The 16,268-nt window shown below is 61.1% G+C and carries 13 protein-coding genes; 7 read left to right on the forward strand and 6 right to left on the reverse strand.

Annotated elements, in window-relative coordinates; genetic code table 11:
* Positions 1–6: 6 nt before the first annotated feature.
* Positions 7–1,683, reverse strand: coding sequence for a serine hydrolase (locus AC0VX3_RS13340; RefSeq protein ID WP_475525093.1), 1,677 nt, complete (start codon positions 1,681–1,683; stop codon positions 7–9).
* A gap of 606 nt (positions 1,684–2,289) precedes the next feature.
* On the opposite strand from AC0VX3_RS13340, the gene AC0VX3_RS13345 reads away from it, so the two are divergent.
* From AC0VX3_RS13345 to clpA, 3 genes are all read left to right on the forward strand, one after another.
* The gene (locus AC0VX3_RS13345; RefSeq protein ID WP_475525094.1) at positions 2,290–2,622 is read left to right on the forward strand and encodes a phasin family protein; all 333 of its coding nucleotides are present in this window, start codon (positions 2,290–2,292) and stop codon (positions 2,620–2,622) included.
* A gap of 401 nt (positions 2,623–3,023) precedes the next feature.
* Entirely contained in the window at positions 3,024–3,356 is a 333-nt protein-coding gene (clpS, locus tag AC0VX3_RS13350; RefSeq protein WP_475525176.1) for an ATP-dependent Clp protease adapter ClpS, read from the forward strand.
* Between the two features lie 12 nt (positions 3,357–3,368).
* On the forward strand, positions 3,369–5,816 hold the full coding sequence (clpA, locus tag AC0VX3_RS13355; RefSeq protein WP_475525095.1) for an ATP-dependent Clp protease ATP-binding subunit ClpA: 2,448 nt from the start codon (positions 3,369–3,371) through the stop codon (positions 5,814–5,816).
* A gap of 371 nt (positions 5,817–6,187) precedes the next feature.
* On the opposite strand, the gene AC0VX3_RS13360 is transcribed toward clpA, so the two are convergent.
* On the reverse strand, positions 6,188–7,591 hold the full coding sequence (locus AC0VX3_RS13360; protein ID WP_475525096.1) for a patatin-like phospholipase family protein: 1,404 nt from the start codon (positions 7,589–7,591) through the stop codon (positions 6,188–6,190).
* A 201-nt stretch (positions 7,592–7,792) separates the two neighbouring features.
* Here AC0VX3_RS13360 and AC0VX3_RS13365 point away from each other — a divergent pair, with 201 nt between their 5' ends.
* The 3 genes from AC0VX3_RS13365 (at position 7,793) to AC0VX3_RS13375 (ending at position 9,780) form a co-directional block, all read left to right on the forward strand.
* Positions 7,793–8,497 carry an SDR family oxidoreductase gene (locus AC0VX3_RS13365; protein WP_475525097.1) on the forward strand — a complete coding sequence of 235 codons (705 nt, stop codon included), beginning with the start codon at positions 7,793–7,795 and terminating at the stop codon, positions 8,495–8,497.
* A gap of 138 nt (positions 8,498–8,635) precedes the next feature.
* Positions 8,636–9,397, forward strand: coding sequence for an AzlC family ABC transporter permease (locus tag AC0VX3_RS13370; protein ID WP_475525098.1), 762 nt, complete (start codon positions 8,636–8,638; stop codon positions 9,395–9,397).
* A complete protein-coding gene (locus AC0VX3_RS13375) occupies positions 9,397–9,780 on the forward strand; it encodes an AzlD domain-containing protein (protein ID WP_342892627.1) in 384 nt (127 codons plus the stop codon). The genes AC0VX3_RS13370 and AC0VX3_RS13375 overlap by 1 nt, the downstream gene beginning before the upstream one ends.
* A gap of 31 nt (positions 9,781–9,811) precedes the next feature.
* On the opposite strand, the gene AC0VX3_RS13380 is transcribed toward AC0VX3_RS13375, so the two are convergent.
* Together AC0VX3_RS13380 and AC0VX3_RS13385 are read right to left on the reverse strand one after the other, a co-directional pair.
* The gene (locus tag AC0VX3_RS13380) at positions 9,812–10,240 is read right to left on the reverse strand and encodes an HIT family protein (protein WP_475525099.1); all 429 of its coding nucleotides are present in this window, start codon (positions 10,238–10,240) and stop codon (positions 9,812–9,814) included.
* Positions 10,241–10,450: 210 nt separating this feature from the next.
* The gene (locus tag AC0VX3_RS13385; protein WP_475525100.1) at positions 10,451–11,932 is read right to left on the reverse strand and encodes a protein adenylyltransferase SelO; all 1,482 of its coding nucleotides are present in this window, start codon (positions 11,930–11,932) and stop codon (positions 10,451–10,453) included.
* Positions 11,933–12,193: 261 nt separating this feature from the next.
* Between AC0VX3_RS13385 and lysM the strand changes: the two genes are divergently transcribed.
* A complete protein-coding gene (gene lysM / locus AC0VX3_RS13390; protein ID WP_475525101.1) occupies positions 12,194–12,628 on the forward strand; it encodes a peptidoglycan-binding protein LysM in 435 nt (144 codons plus the stop codon).
* 84 nt (positions 12,629–12,712) lie between these two features.
* Here lysM and AC0VX3_RS13395 read toward each other — a convergent pair whose 3' ends face one another.
* Together AC0VX3_RS13395 and AC0VX3_RS13400 are read right to left on the reverse strand one after the other, a co-directional pair.
* Positions 12,713–15,457, reverse strand: coding sequence for an autotransporter outer membrane beta-barrel domain-containing protein (locus AC0VX3_RS13395; RefSeq protein ID WP_475525102.1), 2,745 nt, complete (start codon positions 15,455–15,457; stop codon positions 12,713–12,715).
* Positions 15,458–15,884: 427 nt separating this feature from the next.
* Positions 15,885–16,106 carry a hypothetical protein gene (locus tag AC0VX3_RS13400; protein WP_475525103.1) on the reverse strand — a complete coding sequence of 74 codons (222 nt, stop codon included), beginning with the start codon at positions 16,104–16,106 and terminating at the stop codon, positions 15,885–15,887.
* Positions 16,107–16,268 lie beyond the last annotated feature (162 nt).

The following is a 16,268-nucleotide window of genomic DNA, read 5'->3' on the forward strand; positions in this document are numbered from 1 at the left end:
ACGCGGTTACTGATAGATGGCGAAGCAGGCGTATTTTGCCTTTTTCAAGGATTTGCAGGCGTTCCAGGCTGCGGACTTGCTGTCAAAGCCGATGAAACGCGCCCGGTAAAGGGTCTGTCCGGCGGATTCAACGGGTTCGGTATAAGGGACGCGGCCCCGCAGGGAGGCTCCGGTTTTGGCCTTGGCGCTTTTCAGCATGGCAATGGCCTGATTTTCCGATTCGGCGGCGGCGATCTGAACCTGCCAGCCCGGTTCGACATCGGGCGTGTCGCTGGTTGCCACGGTGACGGTGTCGGAAGCCGTTTCCAGCTCTGCCGCGACCGTTTCCACCGGTGTGGGGTTAACCGCGATCGTCTCGACCTTGACGCTTCTGGTCGGCATCGGCTGGGAAGGCACGCTCTGAGGCTGGGCGCTGCCCGACTGTTTGGCGCGGGCCGCCTGCAACAATGCGACCCTGGAGATCGAATTGGTGGTCAGGGGGGCATCCGGACTGTCCGGCGGGATCGGGGGCAGGGACGTTGCCACCGCGAAGGTGCTGTCCAGGCGGTGCCTGATCGCCTTTGGCGGCAGCGGCACGTTTGTACCGAAGCCGGGAACGGCGACCGGAGCCGGCGCGGCTCTCGACGAGACAACAGGCGCCGAGACCGTGGCCGAGGCGAATGCGGGAGCGCGCTTGGGAACGACGGGTGCCGGAGCAGGCGCCGGTGCGTTCAAGGCAAGCAGCATCGGCGCACCGGTCGCCGGCGCGGGCTTGCTGCCGGGCTTGGCGTTGGGAAGCGGCGGGTTGGACAGGGAGGCGGCCACGAAACTCGGCTGAACGCCCCGTGTGGCGATCAGCGGCGCCGATTTCGTGCCCTTGCTGGCCTTCGGCAAATAGCGGCCGATGAGCTTGGTCATCTGGGCGTTGCGCGAGGCCCCGGTCTTGCCGCCCATGACCACCGCGACGATCTGGCGGCCGTTGCGGTTGACCGAGGTGACCAGATTGAACCCGGACGCGCGGATATAACCGGTCTTGATGCCGTCCACACCCTTGACCCGGCCCAGCAGCTTGTTGTGGTTGCCGTAGGTCCGGCCCTTGTATTTGTAGGCCCGTGTCTTGAAGTAGCCGTAATACTGGGGAAAGCGCTCCTGGACGGCGATGCCGAGCCGGGCCATGTCACGCGCCGTGGTCCGCTGCCCCGAATTGGGCAGGCCGTGCGGATTCCTGAATGTGGTCTTGGACATGCCGAGCTGGCGCGCGGTGCGCGTCATCCGTTCGGCGAATTTCTTTTCCGATCCGCCAATATTCTCGGCGATGACGGTGGCGACATCATTGGCGGATTTGGTGACCAGAGCCAGGATCGCGTCCTTGACCTTGATGGTGCTGCCCGGCTTCAGGGCAAGCTTGGAGGGTGGCCGTCCAGACGCGTATTTGGACACGGTCAGGGGGGAACTCAGCGACAACCGTCCGGCTTCGAGTTCCTCGAAGACAAGATAAAGGGTCATGATCTTGGTGAGCGAGGCCGGATATCTGTATGCATCGGCCGAAGACGCATAGAGGGTCTTGCCGGTCTTGGCATCAAAGACGATGCCCGCATACTTCGAATTGGCCAGGGCCGTTGCCGGAAGGCTCAACAGGAGAACGCCGAGGACCAGGAGCCTGCCTGTGTGGACGAGGGTCCCTGCATTGCGAAGAAAACGCATACCAAACACAATAACTATCCCATATCGGGTTACACGGTTCGTATCTGGAGCTGCGCGGCCTGGATCTAACCCCCGTGCGATTCAAGCCACCGCCCCGTTGCTCTCAGGCCATTTGATTGAATCACGGTTACGAATGTGTAAATGAATGACATGAAAAGCACTTAAAAAAATAGTTTTTTGTTAGAGTTAATGCTTGGTTAAATTTAAAGAGAAAGTAATTATTGGTTTTCTTTAAGTAATTTTTTCTAATGACTGTATATTTTGCGTTAATAGTCCGTTTATTTTCTGGGGTCTGCTGTCTCGTCGGTGGCGTGCAGATGATCACGGAGGGCGTTCATCTGGCCGTTCGGCCGTATTGAACGTGAGGTGATGAACCTATGGGTGTGGTCTGCTGAATTTAACGCACCTGATAAACGGCACGATTCAGGCAAAAAGAATTCAATCTTCGCGCTAGGGTTGTTTTTGCATCGCAAAAACACCTTGACACTTATGTTGCAGTGCATTATTTCGAAGTCTCGTTAGGTAACGCAAGAAACGAACCGGTCGTCCAAGGTGGCCCGAAGTCGGGACTCCAGGGCACCGGGACGCTGGACGAGGGCAGTGAAAATGATGAACAACTTTGAAGATATCCAGAAACTGGGCAAGGACAACATGGACATGGCCATGGCGTCTTTCGGGTCTTTCAGCAAGGGTTTCCAGGCGATCGCCGCCGAGGTGGCCGACTATCAGAAGAAGTCCTTCGAAGACAGCACCGCCGCAGTCGAGAAGCTCGTGGCTTCAAAATCCCTGGACAAGGCTTTCGAGGCTCAGGCCGATTACGTCAAAACCTCCTATGAAGGGTTTGTCGGCGAAATGACCAAAATCGGTGAAATGGTCACCGACCTGTCCAAGGATGCCTACAAGCCTTACGAAGGCGTCATGGGCAAAATGGCGAAATAACCGACGATTTCAGCCGTTTCACGACGGCGTCGGATTTGGGACCCGGCTCATTTGAGCCGGGTTTTTTCATATATGCACAGATTTGCCCGGCAGTGCGGGCCTTTTTGCCCTGCGACAACGGGATGCCGAATTGCGTTGCTTTCCCATCTTTTAATCGAATTCAAGCGACCTACATTGATCAATAACAGCAGCGCAGTCGTCCTGATTGTGCTGTTCATCTGAATGTTGATGAAATCGACCATTGCGCGAGCGCGGCTTGCGCGGCAGGATTGCCGGTGACGTTCATCGACAGGCGGCGTGACCCGCGGCCCGGAAAAGCTCCGGACCAGCCGCATCCGCCAGTCTGATCGAAACCGCGAAATTTGGTGATGGCCGGAGTGATTGAGGCGATAGTAACGGTAATGTCGGCGGGCTCTGATTATGACGATGACGGTGGCGACGCCGGAACGGTTGTTGTCACCCGGACAAAAACAGCAACGAAGCGGCCCAATCTCTATCGTGTGCTGCTGCTGAATGACGATTATACGCCCATGGAGTTCGTCATCCATGTTGTGGAGAGTTTCTTCCAGAAGAACCGGGAAGAGGCGACACGCATCATGTTGCATGTTCACCATCACGGCGTCGGGGAATGCGGAATCTTTTCCTATGAGGTGGCGGAAACGAAAGTCACCCAGGTCATGGATTTCGCGCGCAAACACCAGCATCCGCTGCAATGCGTCATGGAAAAAAAGTGAGGACCATCGCACGTGCCTTCCTTCTCACGAAGTCTTGAAAAAGCGCTCCACCAGGCTCTGGCCTTTGCCAATGAACGCCAGCAGGAGTACGCAACGCTGGAGCATCTGCTTCTGGCCCTGCTCGACGATCAGGACGCGGCGGCCGTCATGCGGGCCTGCAATGTGGACCTGGACACGATCCGCCGGAACCTGATCGACTATATCGAAACGGAGCTGGAAAACCTGGTCACGGACAGTGACGAGGATTCCAAGCCGACCGCCGGATTCCAGAGGGTCATCCAGCGTGCGGTGATCCATGTCCAGTCGTCCGGCCGGGAAGAAGTGACCGGAGCCAACGTGCTTGTCGCGATCTTTGCGGAGCGCGAGAGCCATGCGGCCTATTTCCTGCAGGACCAGGACATGACCCGTTACGACGCGGTCAACTACATCTCGCACGGCATCGCCAAGCGTCCGGGCATGTCGGATGCCCGTCCGGTCGACGGGGCGGAGGAAGAGGACGTGCTGCCGGGCGCCGAGACGGAAAAGAAATCCAGTCAGAAGACCGATGCTCTTGAAGCCTATTGCGTCAATCTCAACGAGAAGGCGTTGAAGGGCAAGATCGATCCGCTGATCGGCCGTGACACCGAGATCCAGCGCACGATCCAGATCCTGTGCCGCCGGTCCAAGAACAATCCACTGTTCGTCGGCGACCCGGGTGTCGGCAAGACCGCGATTGCGGAAGGCCTCGCGCGCCGCATCGTCAACGGCGACGTTCCGGACGTTCTCAAGGACGCAACCATCTTTTCGCTCGACATGGGCTCGTTGCTGGCCGGGACCCGGTATCGCGGCGATTTCGAGGAGCGCCTGAAACAGGTGGTCAAGGAGGTCGAGGACTATCCGGGTGCGGTGATGTTCATTGACGAGATCCACACCGTGATCGGTGCGGGCGCGACTTCGGGCGGGGCGATGGATGCCTCGAACCTGCTGAAGCCCGCGCTGGCCTCCGGCGCCATCCGCTGCATTGGCTCGACCACCTACAAGGAATACCGCCAGTTCTTCGAGAAGGACCGGGCTCTGGTGCGCCGTTTCCAGAAGATCGACGTCAACGAACCGTCGATCCCGGATGCCATCGATATCCTGAAGGGCCTGAAGCCCTATTTCGAGGACTTCCACAAGGTCCGGTATACCAACGATGCCATCAAGACGGCTGTTGAACTGTCGGCGAAATACATCGCCGACCGGAAGCTGCCGGACAAGGCGATCGATGTTCTCGACGAGACCGGCGCGTCGCAGATGCTGGTTCCCGAAGCCCGGCGGCGCAAGACCATCGGCGTCAAGGAAATCGAGAACACCATCGCCACCATGGCACGAATCCCGCCGAAATCCGTTTCCAAGGACGATACCGAGCTGCTGGAAAACCTCGGAACGGACCTGAAACGCGTGGTCTACGGCCAGGACGCGGCGATCGAGACGCTGGCCTCGGCCATCAAACTGGCCCGCGCGGGCCTGCGCGAACCGGACAAGCCGATCGGCAGCTACCTGTTCTCCGGTCCGACCGGTGTCGGCAAGACCGAAGTCGCGCGCCAGCTTGCGTCCTCGCTCGGTGTCGAACTGATCCGGTTCGACATGTCGGAATACATGGAACGGCACACGGTGTCCCGGTTGATCGGCGCGCCTCCGGGCTATGTCGGTTTTGATCAGGGCGGTCTGCTGACGGACGGCATCGACCAGCATCCGCATTGCGTGCTGCTGCTGGATGAGATCGAGAAGGCCCATCCGGACCTGTTCAACATCCTGCTGCAGGTGATGGACCACGGCAAGCTGACCGATCACAATGGTAAGCAGGTCGATTTCCGCAATGTCATCCTGATCATGACAACGAATGCCGGCGCCGCGGACATGGCCAAGACGCCTGTCGGTTTCAACAGGATCAAGCGGGAGGGCGACGACGCCGAGGCGATCAACAAGCTGTTCACGCCTGAATTCCGCAACCGCCTCGACGCGATCATTCCCTTCGGCAATCTGCCGATGGAGGTCGTCTACAAGGTCGTCGACAAGTTCGTCATGCAGCTTGAAGTGCAACTGGCGGATCGCGGTGTCACGTTCGAACTGACCGAGGATGCCACCAAGTGGCTGGCCGACAAGGGTTATGACAGCCAGATGGGGGCCCGTCCCCTGGGCCGGATCATTCAGGAGCACATCAAGCGCCCGCTTGCCGACGAAGTGTTGTTCGGCAAGCTGAAAAAGGGTGGCATGGTCAAGGTGACGGTTTCCGAGGACGGCAAGGGCCTGTTGCTGGAAAGCATCGAGGAACGCGCGTCGCCGCCGAAGGCAAAGGCCAGGGCAGAGACCAAGCCCAAACCCAAGCGCAAGCGCAAACCGGCTGCCAAGGCGGCAACGGCCAAGGAGGCCAAGTCCGCACCCGGCAAGGGCGGACCGGCCAAGAAAAGCCTGGTGCCGAAAGTCCCGCTGGCGGATTGATCATCGGGCGTTTTAGAAACGCCCGATGCTCCAACGCTTGGAAAGCGATCAGCTTCTGGACGATCAGCCGTCTGACTGACTGAATTCATCGAAAGCCCCGGATCCGTCCGGTGCTTTTCAGTTTGTGGACAAACCCACGGCGTTATTGCGGACGGTCTGCAGCGCAGCTGCATGGCCAGAGCCGGAATCCAGCGAATTCTTCGCGCCGTAGGCGCGTCTTTAATAATTATTTCAAATGCTTGACTTGCTCTTGTGCTCGCCTTCGCTCGCGCTGACATGCCGGATCCCGGATCCCGGATCCCGGATCCCGGATCATCGCGCAGCGTCGCTGCACTTGTCCGGGAGGACCAACTGAGAGTTTGTCAGCAGTGTCAGGCCATGGCTCCGGCAAGGTCCTTCGCCATGCTGCTTTCCAGCCGGTTCTTGTGGTTGGCGACAAATTGTTTGCCGGTGTCGTAGCCGATGTCGAAGAGCGTCGACATGTTGGAATGGCTCCAGTCCAGGATCTTGGGCCAGTGGTGGTCGGGAATATGCCGGCCGAACGGCATGCGCAGCAGTTCCGACCGGCGGCTGTGCGTTCGGGGGCGCTCCGAGGGCACGCCTTCGGCTAGCTCGCGCGCCTTCAGATAGGCCTCGCGCGCATCCACGAAGGCGGCGTAATCTTCACCGGCGAGTTTCACGATCTCTTTCAGCTTGCGGTCCTTGTGATCGGCCGGTAGCGCTGCGACCCTTTTCCTGAAAGCGGCCAGGTCGACATCGGCGCTGCCGAGAAGGTCCGCGAGTTCATACAGTTCCTGTTCCTTCAAGATTTGGGCGTGTTTCTCCCTGAAGGCGCCGACGTCGGAACCGGCCAGGCCCGCCGCCCGCTGGTAGGCATTCAAAAACCGCTGCCGTGCGTTTTGCGCACGCTTGGTCTTGAACGTCGCCAGGCTGTTTTCGGACAGGCGGGTGAGGGGGGCGATGATCGACTGAACCCAGGCATCCGTCAGGTCGCGCGGTTCATCGATCAGTTTGCGGTGACCCAGAATGTCGAAGAAGATGATCGTGTCGATGTTGTTGTCGACCATGATGTTTTCCGGGTTGAGGCGCAAGGGTTCGAATGCGGACCCTTCCAGATAGGTCTTCGTCCCGGTGCCGGCACCCGGAACGGGCAGCTTGTAGGGCTCATAGATGAACGGCATCGCGAGAGCGGCCTTGCAGTGATCGATCGTGAGGTCTTCCTGGTTGAAGGACACATCGACCCGGTCCTCGACACAATAGGCGCCAAGACGGAAGGCGATTTCGCCAAGATTGACGCCGAGCCCGTCGAAGTCGGTCATGCCGTCGATCCAGGAGGGCGGCTGGCAAAGGCCCTTGCTCCACGGGTTGAGCGTGGACGGGGTGAAGGTCGCGGACATCAGGGCCAGCCAGTCACCTGCAAGACGCTGATGCATGGTGTCCCTGGGAAATTTCAGGAACATGTTGTTGAATGGCGCCAGCGCTTCGGCGAACGGCCCGGGCTTTTGAAAAACCTTGTAATTGAACGGCATGAACCGGTAGATGGCGTCCTCGATGCCCATCGAACTGGTGGCCCTGAGTGTGCGCTGTCTGGCCTGCCGGAGGCTCTCGCCCGGATGCTCCCGCTCCGGTGAGGCATAAAGGAGGCCGGCCAGCATGCCGGCGCCCGTGGTGGAAATGACCTTGAAATCGAGTTCGGCTTCGTCGAGCGCAAGCAAGGCGCCACTCATCAAGGGGAGGTGCGGCGCACCTCCGCCCAGAACAAGTCCGATCGGCATGTATGTATCCCCAGCGTTAGACAATTTCAGGTTTAGGCTATCATAAAATACCCGTCGCGGAAGGGGTGTGCTGCCTTGCACCAAATGCCGTGGCTGCATTGGTGTTCATTCACGTTTCCGACGCGGCCCGTTCAGCGAAACAATTTTCCGGTGCCGGTCCCGATGACCGGCTATGGTGACGATGTGAACAGGAGATATTCAATGACCGACAAGAAGGTGGCGCTGATCACGGCCGGTGGTTCGGGCATGGGGGCGGATGCGGCGCGGCGGCTCGCGGCGGACGGATTCAGCGTCGCGATCCTGTCCTCCTCCGGCAAGGGCGAGGCCCTGGCCGGAGAGCTTGGCGGTGTCGGCTTTACGGGCTCCAATCTGTCCAGTGATGACTTGAAGCTTTTTGTAAAAAAAGCTCTGGAAACATATGGAAGAATAGATGTTCTTGTGAATTCATCCGGGCATGGTCCGAAAGGTGATATTCTGGAGATATCCGACGAGGACTGGCACCTCGGCATGGACACCTACCTGATGAACGTCATACGCCCGAGCCGGCTGGTCGCGCCGGTCATGGCCGAACGGGGAGGCGGCACGGTCATCAACATTTCCACGTTCGCAACCTTCGAGCCGGATCCGCTGTTTCCCACATCGGGCGTCTTCCGGGCCGGGCTGGCAAGCTTCACCAAGCTCTTTGCAGACAAGTTCGCACCCGCAAACGTGCGCATGAACAACATCCTGCCGGGTTTCATCGACAGCCTGCCGGAAAAGGAGGACCGCCTGGCCCGCATTCCGATGGGCCGTTACGGACGTGCCGACGAAGTGTCCGGTCTGGTGTCTTATCTTGCCAGCGATCAGGCGGCCTATGTTACCGGCCAGAACATTCGCATCGACGGCGGGTTGACCCGATCGGTCTGACCGGCCGCTTCCGGATCCTTGATGACGCGCAATCCGCCTCAAACCATTTCGCGTTCATTTATGAGGCCGTGACCTAGACAGCTTGTCCGTATAAAGGTAAGGCTTCCTTACTAAAATCCAGTTCTTGAGATCAGGTCCATGACTGCCCAATCCCGGTCTGCGCCGCCTGTCGCGCCCGAAGATCCGCTGCCTCCCGCACGGGTCTGGATGCTGCGTGGCGCGCGTGCTGCCATATCCATCCCCGCACTTATTCTTACGGCCGCCTTTGTCGGTTATGCGGGACTGGCCCGCGAGACCGGACTGACGTTGGCCGAAACCCTGGCCATGACCGGCCTTGTCTGGGCATTGCCGTCGGTTGTCGTGCTGACCGGCGCGCTTTCGTCCGGCATGGGTCTGCTGCCCGCGGGTATCGCCGTCGCGCTGGCGTCCGTCAGGCTGATGCCGATGACGATGGCGCTGATGCCGCTCATCAAGGTGCCGGGCAAGACCCGCGGCTGGCAGTTGCTGATCGCGTCCCACTTCGTGGCGGTGACGGCCTGGGTCTTTGCCATGAAGAACCTGCCCAACATGCCGAGGGAAGGCCGGTTGCCGTTCTTCGTCGGGTTTGGTGGCGCCGTTTCCGGATTCGTCTTCTGCATGACGGCGGTCGCCTATCTGCTGGTGGAACGTCTGCCGGATGTGGTGGCGGGCGCGCTGTTCCTTCTGACGCCTGTCTATTTCCTGTGTTCGCTCTGGGGCGCCTCGCGGCTGAACGCGGACAAGGCCGCGATGGTGACCGGACTGGCGCTGGGGCCGGTGTTCTTCCTGTATCTGCCGGGGCTCGATCTGCTGTGGACCGGGCTTGCCGGCGGCACGATCGCCTATCTGGGCACACGCCTCATGCGCCGGGGGCTGTCGTGATGGACGGGCAGGTGGCGAGCGTGGCCATTGCCGATACCTGGTGGTGGCCGTTCGTGATGATCCTCGTCGCCGGCTGGCTGGCGACGGATGTCTGGCGGTGGCTGGGGGTCTTTGCGGGCGGCTGGCTTCGGGAAGACGGCGAGCTGCTGATCTGGGTCCGCTGCGTGGCGACGGCGCTGGTCGCGGGCGTCATTTCCAAGCTGATCCTGTTTCCGCAAGGGGCTCTGGCCGAAACATCGCTGTCGCTTCGGCTGGCGGCGGCCGGTTTCGGCTTCGCGGCGTTTTTTCTGTCCAGGCAGCGGGTTGTGGTCGGGGTGCTGGCGGCGGAAGTGTTTCTTCTGGCCGGCTGGCTCGGGCTCGATGCATTGAACGGCGCGTTCTGAAGAAAGATGCCGCGCCGTTTTGGCCGCCGCCTCAGCTCAGGGCCGCGCGGATCTTTTCCGCCTGGCTTGCGAGCACGTCCGGGTCGGCCATGTCGCCGGTATGCGGCCTCAGCGGCACGCCGTCGAAGCGCGGGATAACATGGACGTGGGTGTGAAACACCACCTGGCCACCGGCCGGTTCCGAAAACTGCTGGATCGTCGTGCCGTCCGCATCGAAGGCCTCGATCACGATCCGCGCCATCTTCCGGGCGGTCGCCATGACGGCATTGAGATCCTCGGGATCGATATCCAGAATGTTGCGAGACGGGGCTTTCGGGAGCACCAGGATATGGCCGTCGCCGCGCGGCATGATGTCCATGATCACCAGGGTCTTCGTGTCCTCGTAGACCTTCTGGCACGGAAGCTCACCGCGCAGGATCTTCGCGAACACATTCTGGTCGTCATAGGCGGGCGTGGACATGGGGTGAATTTCCTTCATCAGGTGCCGGGACCGGCGAAGCATGGGTGGTTTTACCGGAGACTATGCCCAGAGGCAGAGGCGGGGCAAGAGGCTAGCTTCGCCGTTTGCGCTGTGACGGACAATCACGCAAAATCGGCCGGCGGACCTGGTACCGGTTCCGGCCCAGGGCGGGGTGTCTCAGGGACGCGCGGGTAGGCCCTTGAAGCCTCGTCAGGTTCCGCAGAAGGTCTGGTACGGTCCGAAGGCGGCCGGTGCCGGTTCGGCGTAGGCCTCCAGGTCGGGCCGCTCCTCGAACGGAGAACTGACAGCCTCCAGCAAGGTCCTGACAAATGTGTAGTCCCCGGTTTCCGCCGCGGACAGGGCCTCTTCGACCTTGTGGTTGCGTGGTATATAGAGCGGATTGACCCTGTTCATGCGGGCCTTCAGGTCCGTGTCCGGAGCGGCCTCCTGCTTAAGCCTCCGCCGCCAGTCCAGCAGCCAGGCATCGATTGCAGGCAGATCGGTGAACAGATCCCGGAACCTGTCCGGTGCGCCCGCCGCGGCGTCGCCAAGCCGGCGAAAACACAAGGTGTGGTCGACGCCCTGTTGCTGCATCAGGCCCAGCAGGGTCTCGCAAAGATCCTGGTCGCCCGGGTCCTCGGTTTCCAGGCCGAGCTTGGCGCGCATGCCGGTCAGCCAGTGCGTCCTGTAGAGATCGGCGAAGCGGCCGAGTTCCGCGCTGGCGCGTTCCACGGCCCCGTCCGGATCGTCCGGTGCAATCAGCGCCAGCAGCGCCTCGGCCAGACGCGCCAGGTTCCATTGCAGGATCGACGGCTGACGCCCGAAGGCATAGCGGCCGCCGTGATCGATCGAACTGAACACGGCAGCGGGATCATAAGCATCGATGAAGGCGCAGGGGCCATAGTCGATGGTCTCCCCTGAAATGGTTGTGTTGTCCGTATTCATGACGCCGTGGACGAAGCCGACCAGCATCCACCGGGCGACAAGCGCAGCCTGACGCTCCACGACCCGCCGCAACAGGTGAAGATAGCGGCCGTCGGCGCCGGTCAGGTCCGGATCATGGCGTGCGATTGCATAGTCGGCGAGCTGGCCGAGCTTGTCGGTCTCGCCCCGCGCAGCGAAGTACTGAAATGTGCCGATGCGCAAATGGCTGGCGGCCACGCGCGTGAGGACCGCACCGGGTTTCTCACCGTCGCGATAGACGGTTTCGCCTGTTGTCACGGCTGCGAGTGCGCGCGTTGTCGGGATGCCGAGCGCATGCATGGCTTCCGCTATGACATATTCGCGCAACACCGGTCCGATCACTGCCTTTCCGTCACCGCCGCGCGAAAACGGCGTCGGACCCGAGCCCTTCAACTGGATGTCCCGGCGGCGCTCGGCCTGATCGAGGATTTCACCGATCAGCAGCGCCCGGCCGTCGCCGAGTTGCGGGGAAAAGCCGCCGAACTGGTGGCCCGCATAGACCTGGGCAAGAGGGTACGCACCTTCCGGTGTTGTCACGCCGGAGAGGATTTCAGCGGCTCCGGCCGTCTCGCGATGCAAGCCGTCCAGGCCAAGGTCTTCCGCCAGCGCGGTGTTGAACAGGATCAGCTCCGGGGAGGGCACCTTTGCCCCTTCCCAGGCCACATAGAAACCGGGCAGGTCGCGGGCGAAGGAATTGTCGAACCGGAATGGCGTCTGTGATGAGGTCATGGGTCTCGCAATAGCAGGTTTCCAGGACCGGATGTAGGCACTGCGGTTCACAAATCCAGCCAAGAGCACGGACAATCGCAAGTGCTGCTGGAGGCTATGCGGTCACACTGCCGGCAGCAGCATCTCATTTGCCAGCGAGCGCGGCGCGGGAAAATTGCTTCCGCGTGTACCATAATTCTGCAATATGATGCCGTTACGTGAAATTGCTACCACAAGGGTGGCCGGCGGGTTTCGCATCAGCACGCTCAAAAGGAAAATGACATGGGTTTCTTCGATTTTGTAAAGGATGCCGGCAAAAAGCTTTTCGGCGATGACGAAGCTCCGGCCTCGAGCGCGGAAGCGATCGAAAAGGAAGTTGCTGATCTTGGGCTGGACGGCAACGTCAAGGTCGAGGTGAATGGCGATACCGTCAAGATCGCCGGCGCGGCACCGACACAGGAAGCCCGTGAAAAGCTGATCCTTGCCGCTGGCAACATTCTGGGTATCGGCAAGGTCGAAGAAGAGATTTCGGTCGCCACCAGCGAGCCGGAAGCAACTTTCCACACGGTGGAAAAGGGCGACACGCTGTGGGCGGTCGCCGAAAAGGCCTATGGCAACGGGGCCAAGTATCAGGCGATCTTCGAAGCCAACAAGCCGATGCTTTCGCACCCGGACAAGATCTATCCGGGCCAGGTCCTGCGCATTCCGGCCCAGTAAGACGGGTTTGCAAGACCGGTTTTTCAGACCGCGGTATATGCCGCGGTCTGTCTGCTCGCGGGTGCGCGCGGTCAATCTGACCTTCTAGAACCGGGCCGACAGCCTTGCGTTGACGCCGTGATCGCTTGCGGTTTCGCCCAGTTCGCCGCTGTAGCCGAGAGTCGCGCTGAGGCTGTCGCCGATGCCGAAGTTCAGGCCGGCCTCGATCAGGGCGGCGTCGCGGTCGAGTGGCGTGCCGGAGATGTCGAAGGCATCACCACCGGAAAACTGCATCGTCGAGGCCGCATCCAGATCACCAATGGCGTGACGCCAGCCAAGGCTGCCGGTCAGCGAGGCGTTGAACGCGCCGATAGCTGCGATCTGTGCTTCCGCCCGAAGGCCGAGCGTGGTGGTGCCAAGGGTTTGCGATGTGGAAGCAACGGTGAGTGCCGCCGCGCCGCCGGTCTCGGTGAAGCCATCGCTGCGCTGATGGATAAGGGCTGCTCCCGCGAAGGGTTCAAGCCGGGCAAACGGCGTCTCGAACATGTAACCGGCTTCTCCGAAGACATGCGCGGTGGAGGCCGCGTAGTCGGCGCTCAAGGTGTTCTTGAGCGTGCCCGCGCTGACATTGCGCGTGGTGGAAACGTCGTGCCAGGCATAACCGGCCCCCAGATGCAGGCCGAGCGCGCCGAACCGATGGCCGGCATAGGCACCGAGCTGGTAGTTGTCGGCATCCCCCGACGAGGTGCGGGCGTCAACGTCGAAACTGGTCTTGCCGTAACCGGCCAGCACACCGGCGCGCCAACCGTCGAAGATGTCCGCATCCAGACCGAGGAAAAAACCGCCGCTGGTGTGGTCCATCTGCGCCGTGTTGCCGTTGCCGCCGGTCTCGCCCCAACTGCCGTAGGCCTTGCCCCAGGCAGTCACGTCCATGGAGCGGTCCAGCGCCTGACCGGCGCCGTTGTAGGCGATCATCGGCAGGTCACCCGCCGCCAGTCCGTCGAACGCGCCGCGAATACGCTCGCCAACGGCATCGCGACCAAAGCGGCTTTGCTGAACCAGAAGCGTGTTAGTTGAGGCATGCATCTCGCCCGAAAGACCGTCGAAGGCCTCCCTTGCGTCCGCTGCGCTGAGGACAACGACCGCATCATAGAGGGAATTGCCATTGCCGAGGCTGCTGACGCCATTGGCCGTTGCGCGCTGGTTTCGCGTTTGGGCTGCGGAGGAAAAACCCGAAGAATTGCGCGTCAAGGTCAGCGTGACGGCCTTCGCGCCATAGACGAGCGCGGCGTCGAGAAAGGCAAAATTCTCGCTGACGGACCCGAAGGTGCCGGTCACTCCGGTGCCTGCAGTGAGGATCGTGTAGGCGGTGGAGGCGGCGTAGGTGGAGCCGTCGTCCGTGCCGTTCTCCGCGCTCACGCTGACCGCAGCGCCGCTATCGATCGTCACCGCACCGGTGGCGGCCAGCTTGTCGGCATTGCCGTCCTCGTCGACCTCTACAGCAAAGGTGGAACCGGAGGCGAAGCTGGCATTGCCGGAGACATTGAGCGTGCCGATGGAATTGCCGGGCGCGACAGTGGTACCGGACCGGGCCGTCAACGAGCCGACGGTGCCGGAGCCGCCAAGCGTACCACCATTCAGGGTGATGCCGCCGATGCTGCCGTTGACCACCAGCTTGCCGGCATTCAGCATTGTCGTGCCGGTAAGACTGGAGTTGTCGCCGGTCACAAGCAGCGTTCCGCTGCCGGCCTTGCTCAGATCATCGGCATCAAGGGTTCCACTCATGGTCAGTGTGCTGGTGCCCGCTGTGGTGAACGCCAGCGTGCCACCAGCTGCAAGCTCGACATCGCCGGAAAGGGTCCAGTTGGATCTGTCGGCCGCGACAATCGTCTGTGTCTCCATGAAACGGGAGACCTCGGTGCCGGTGCCATCCAGTTTCAGGGTGCCCGCGCCGGAGCCCAGAACCACATCGCCGACCAGAGAAGACCCGGTCTTCAAGGAAAGTGTATTGCCGGAATTGACCAGATCGATGGCCCTGGCGCGTGTTGTTCCATCGCCGCTCAGGCCGCCCGAGATGGTTCCCGAGTTGACGATCTCGAGACCCGCGGCACCGGCATCGGTGTTGGTGATGCCGGCTCCGCCGCTGCCGGTTGCGCCATCGTTTCCACCGGGTCCGGTTCCCGCACCGCCCACGCCACCGGCGCCACCTGTGATCGTGCTTGTGTTGGTCAGCGTCTGCAAATCGGTTCCGGTATAGGAAAGCCCGGCTCCGCCGGCACCGGCGTTGCCGCCGTCCGTAGCGGTCAGATTGTAGACGGTCGTTCCGCCCTTGCCGCCGGCTCCGCCGGTAATCGTGTCGGCAACGGTGAGCGTCGTCCCCGCGACTTGTATCTGGCCGCTGCCGCCATCGGTGCCGTCTCCGCCTGGCGTGGTCACCACCGGCAGTGTTCCCGGGATCAGTGCGAACCCGAGCGCGGTTAACGGTGTTCCTGCCGTATTCGCTGCGACAACCTGCGTATTCACGGATTCCGAGGAGATTGTGAGTGTGTCGTTGGTGCCGAAGTTCGTGACCGAGGCGGTGATACCGGAGATTGCCGAAATATCATTCGCGAAGTCGGCCAGGGTATCGCCGGTGTTGATGGTGACTGTGGTTGTTGTGCCGTCGACTGTAAAATCAACCCTGTCGCCGTTGGCGATACCGGCAATTGCGGTGAGGTCGATCACGCCCGCGTTTATTCCCGGCGTTGTGCTCGTGGTGGACGATGCATCGCTGTTGGTGATGGAGGTTCCATCGGCGCCCGCGACACCGACGGACCCGGCCTGGACCGCCGTGACGGATGGTGCGGCCAAGACAGCGGTTCCAAGAACGATGTCGAGTGTGGCGAGGCGCAGGGTGCTGAATACGCGTTTGGAAAATGAGGATGGCAGGGATTTCGGTGGAGGGAAACTCCATGTCGATGGAACGTCTGTATGACAATTCGACAAGCCGGAAGGGATCGTGTGCTTTTTTTTGATGCGCATGAATAGGTTGCCTGGCGGACCGGATCTCGCCAATTTGATCCTGGCTTGAAACCGCGCGATGTATCTGTTGTTGAAGTCGTGGGCTCGACCCTGTGGATCGGAATCGTCTGAGAGCCGGCCTTGACCGAAAGGCATCGCCACCAGCCAGTGCATTTGCTGCCGGGAGTCGTTTTAGGAACGGATTCGCAAGGCGGCTATTCAGTTTCTGCAAAACAGCGAAAATTTTGAAAAACAACCAGGAAACGGGTTCTCCGGCTCAGAAGAAGAGCGTCGCCGAAAGCGTGTCGCCGTAGATTCGCCAGTAGTCACCGGCAAAGCGGCCGGGAAGCAGAATTCCGAATTTCATCGCCATCTGAGTGGTCGTGGTAACGTCCGGATCGGCAGCCGCGAGCACCGCGCCTGCCCGGCTCAGGCGGCGCAGGCGAAGACAGGGCGAAGATGGGGCGAAGGTGGGGCGAAGATGGACGGGCGGGAACATCCCGGCATGTTCCCGCAAGCCCGATCGCAGTGTCCTCAAGGAAACGCCTCGCAACAAGGCCTGGTCCCTCAGGCCACACACAGGCAATGCTTTCAGCGCGCCGTTCGAGGGGCGGTCTTGTCCGCGCAGGAGGAGGGGGGCTGAAACACGCGCGGTTGTATC

It is taken from the genome of Roseibium sp. QJM3NY_11, from assembly GCF_056173175.1.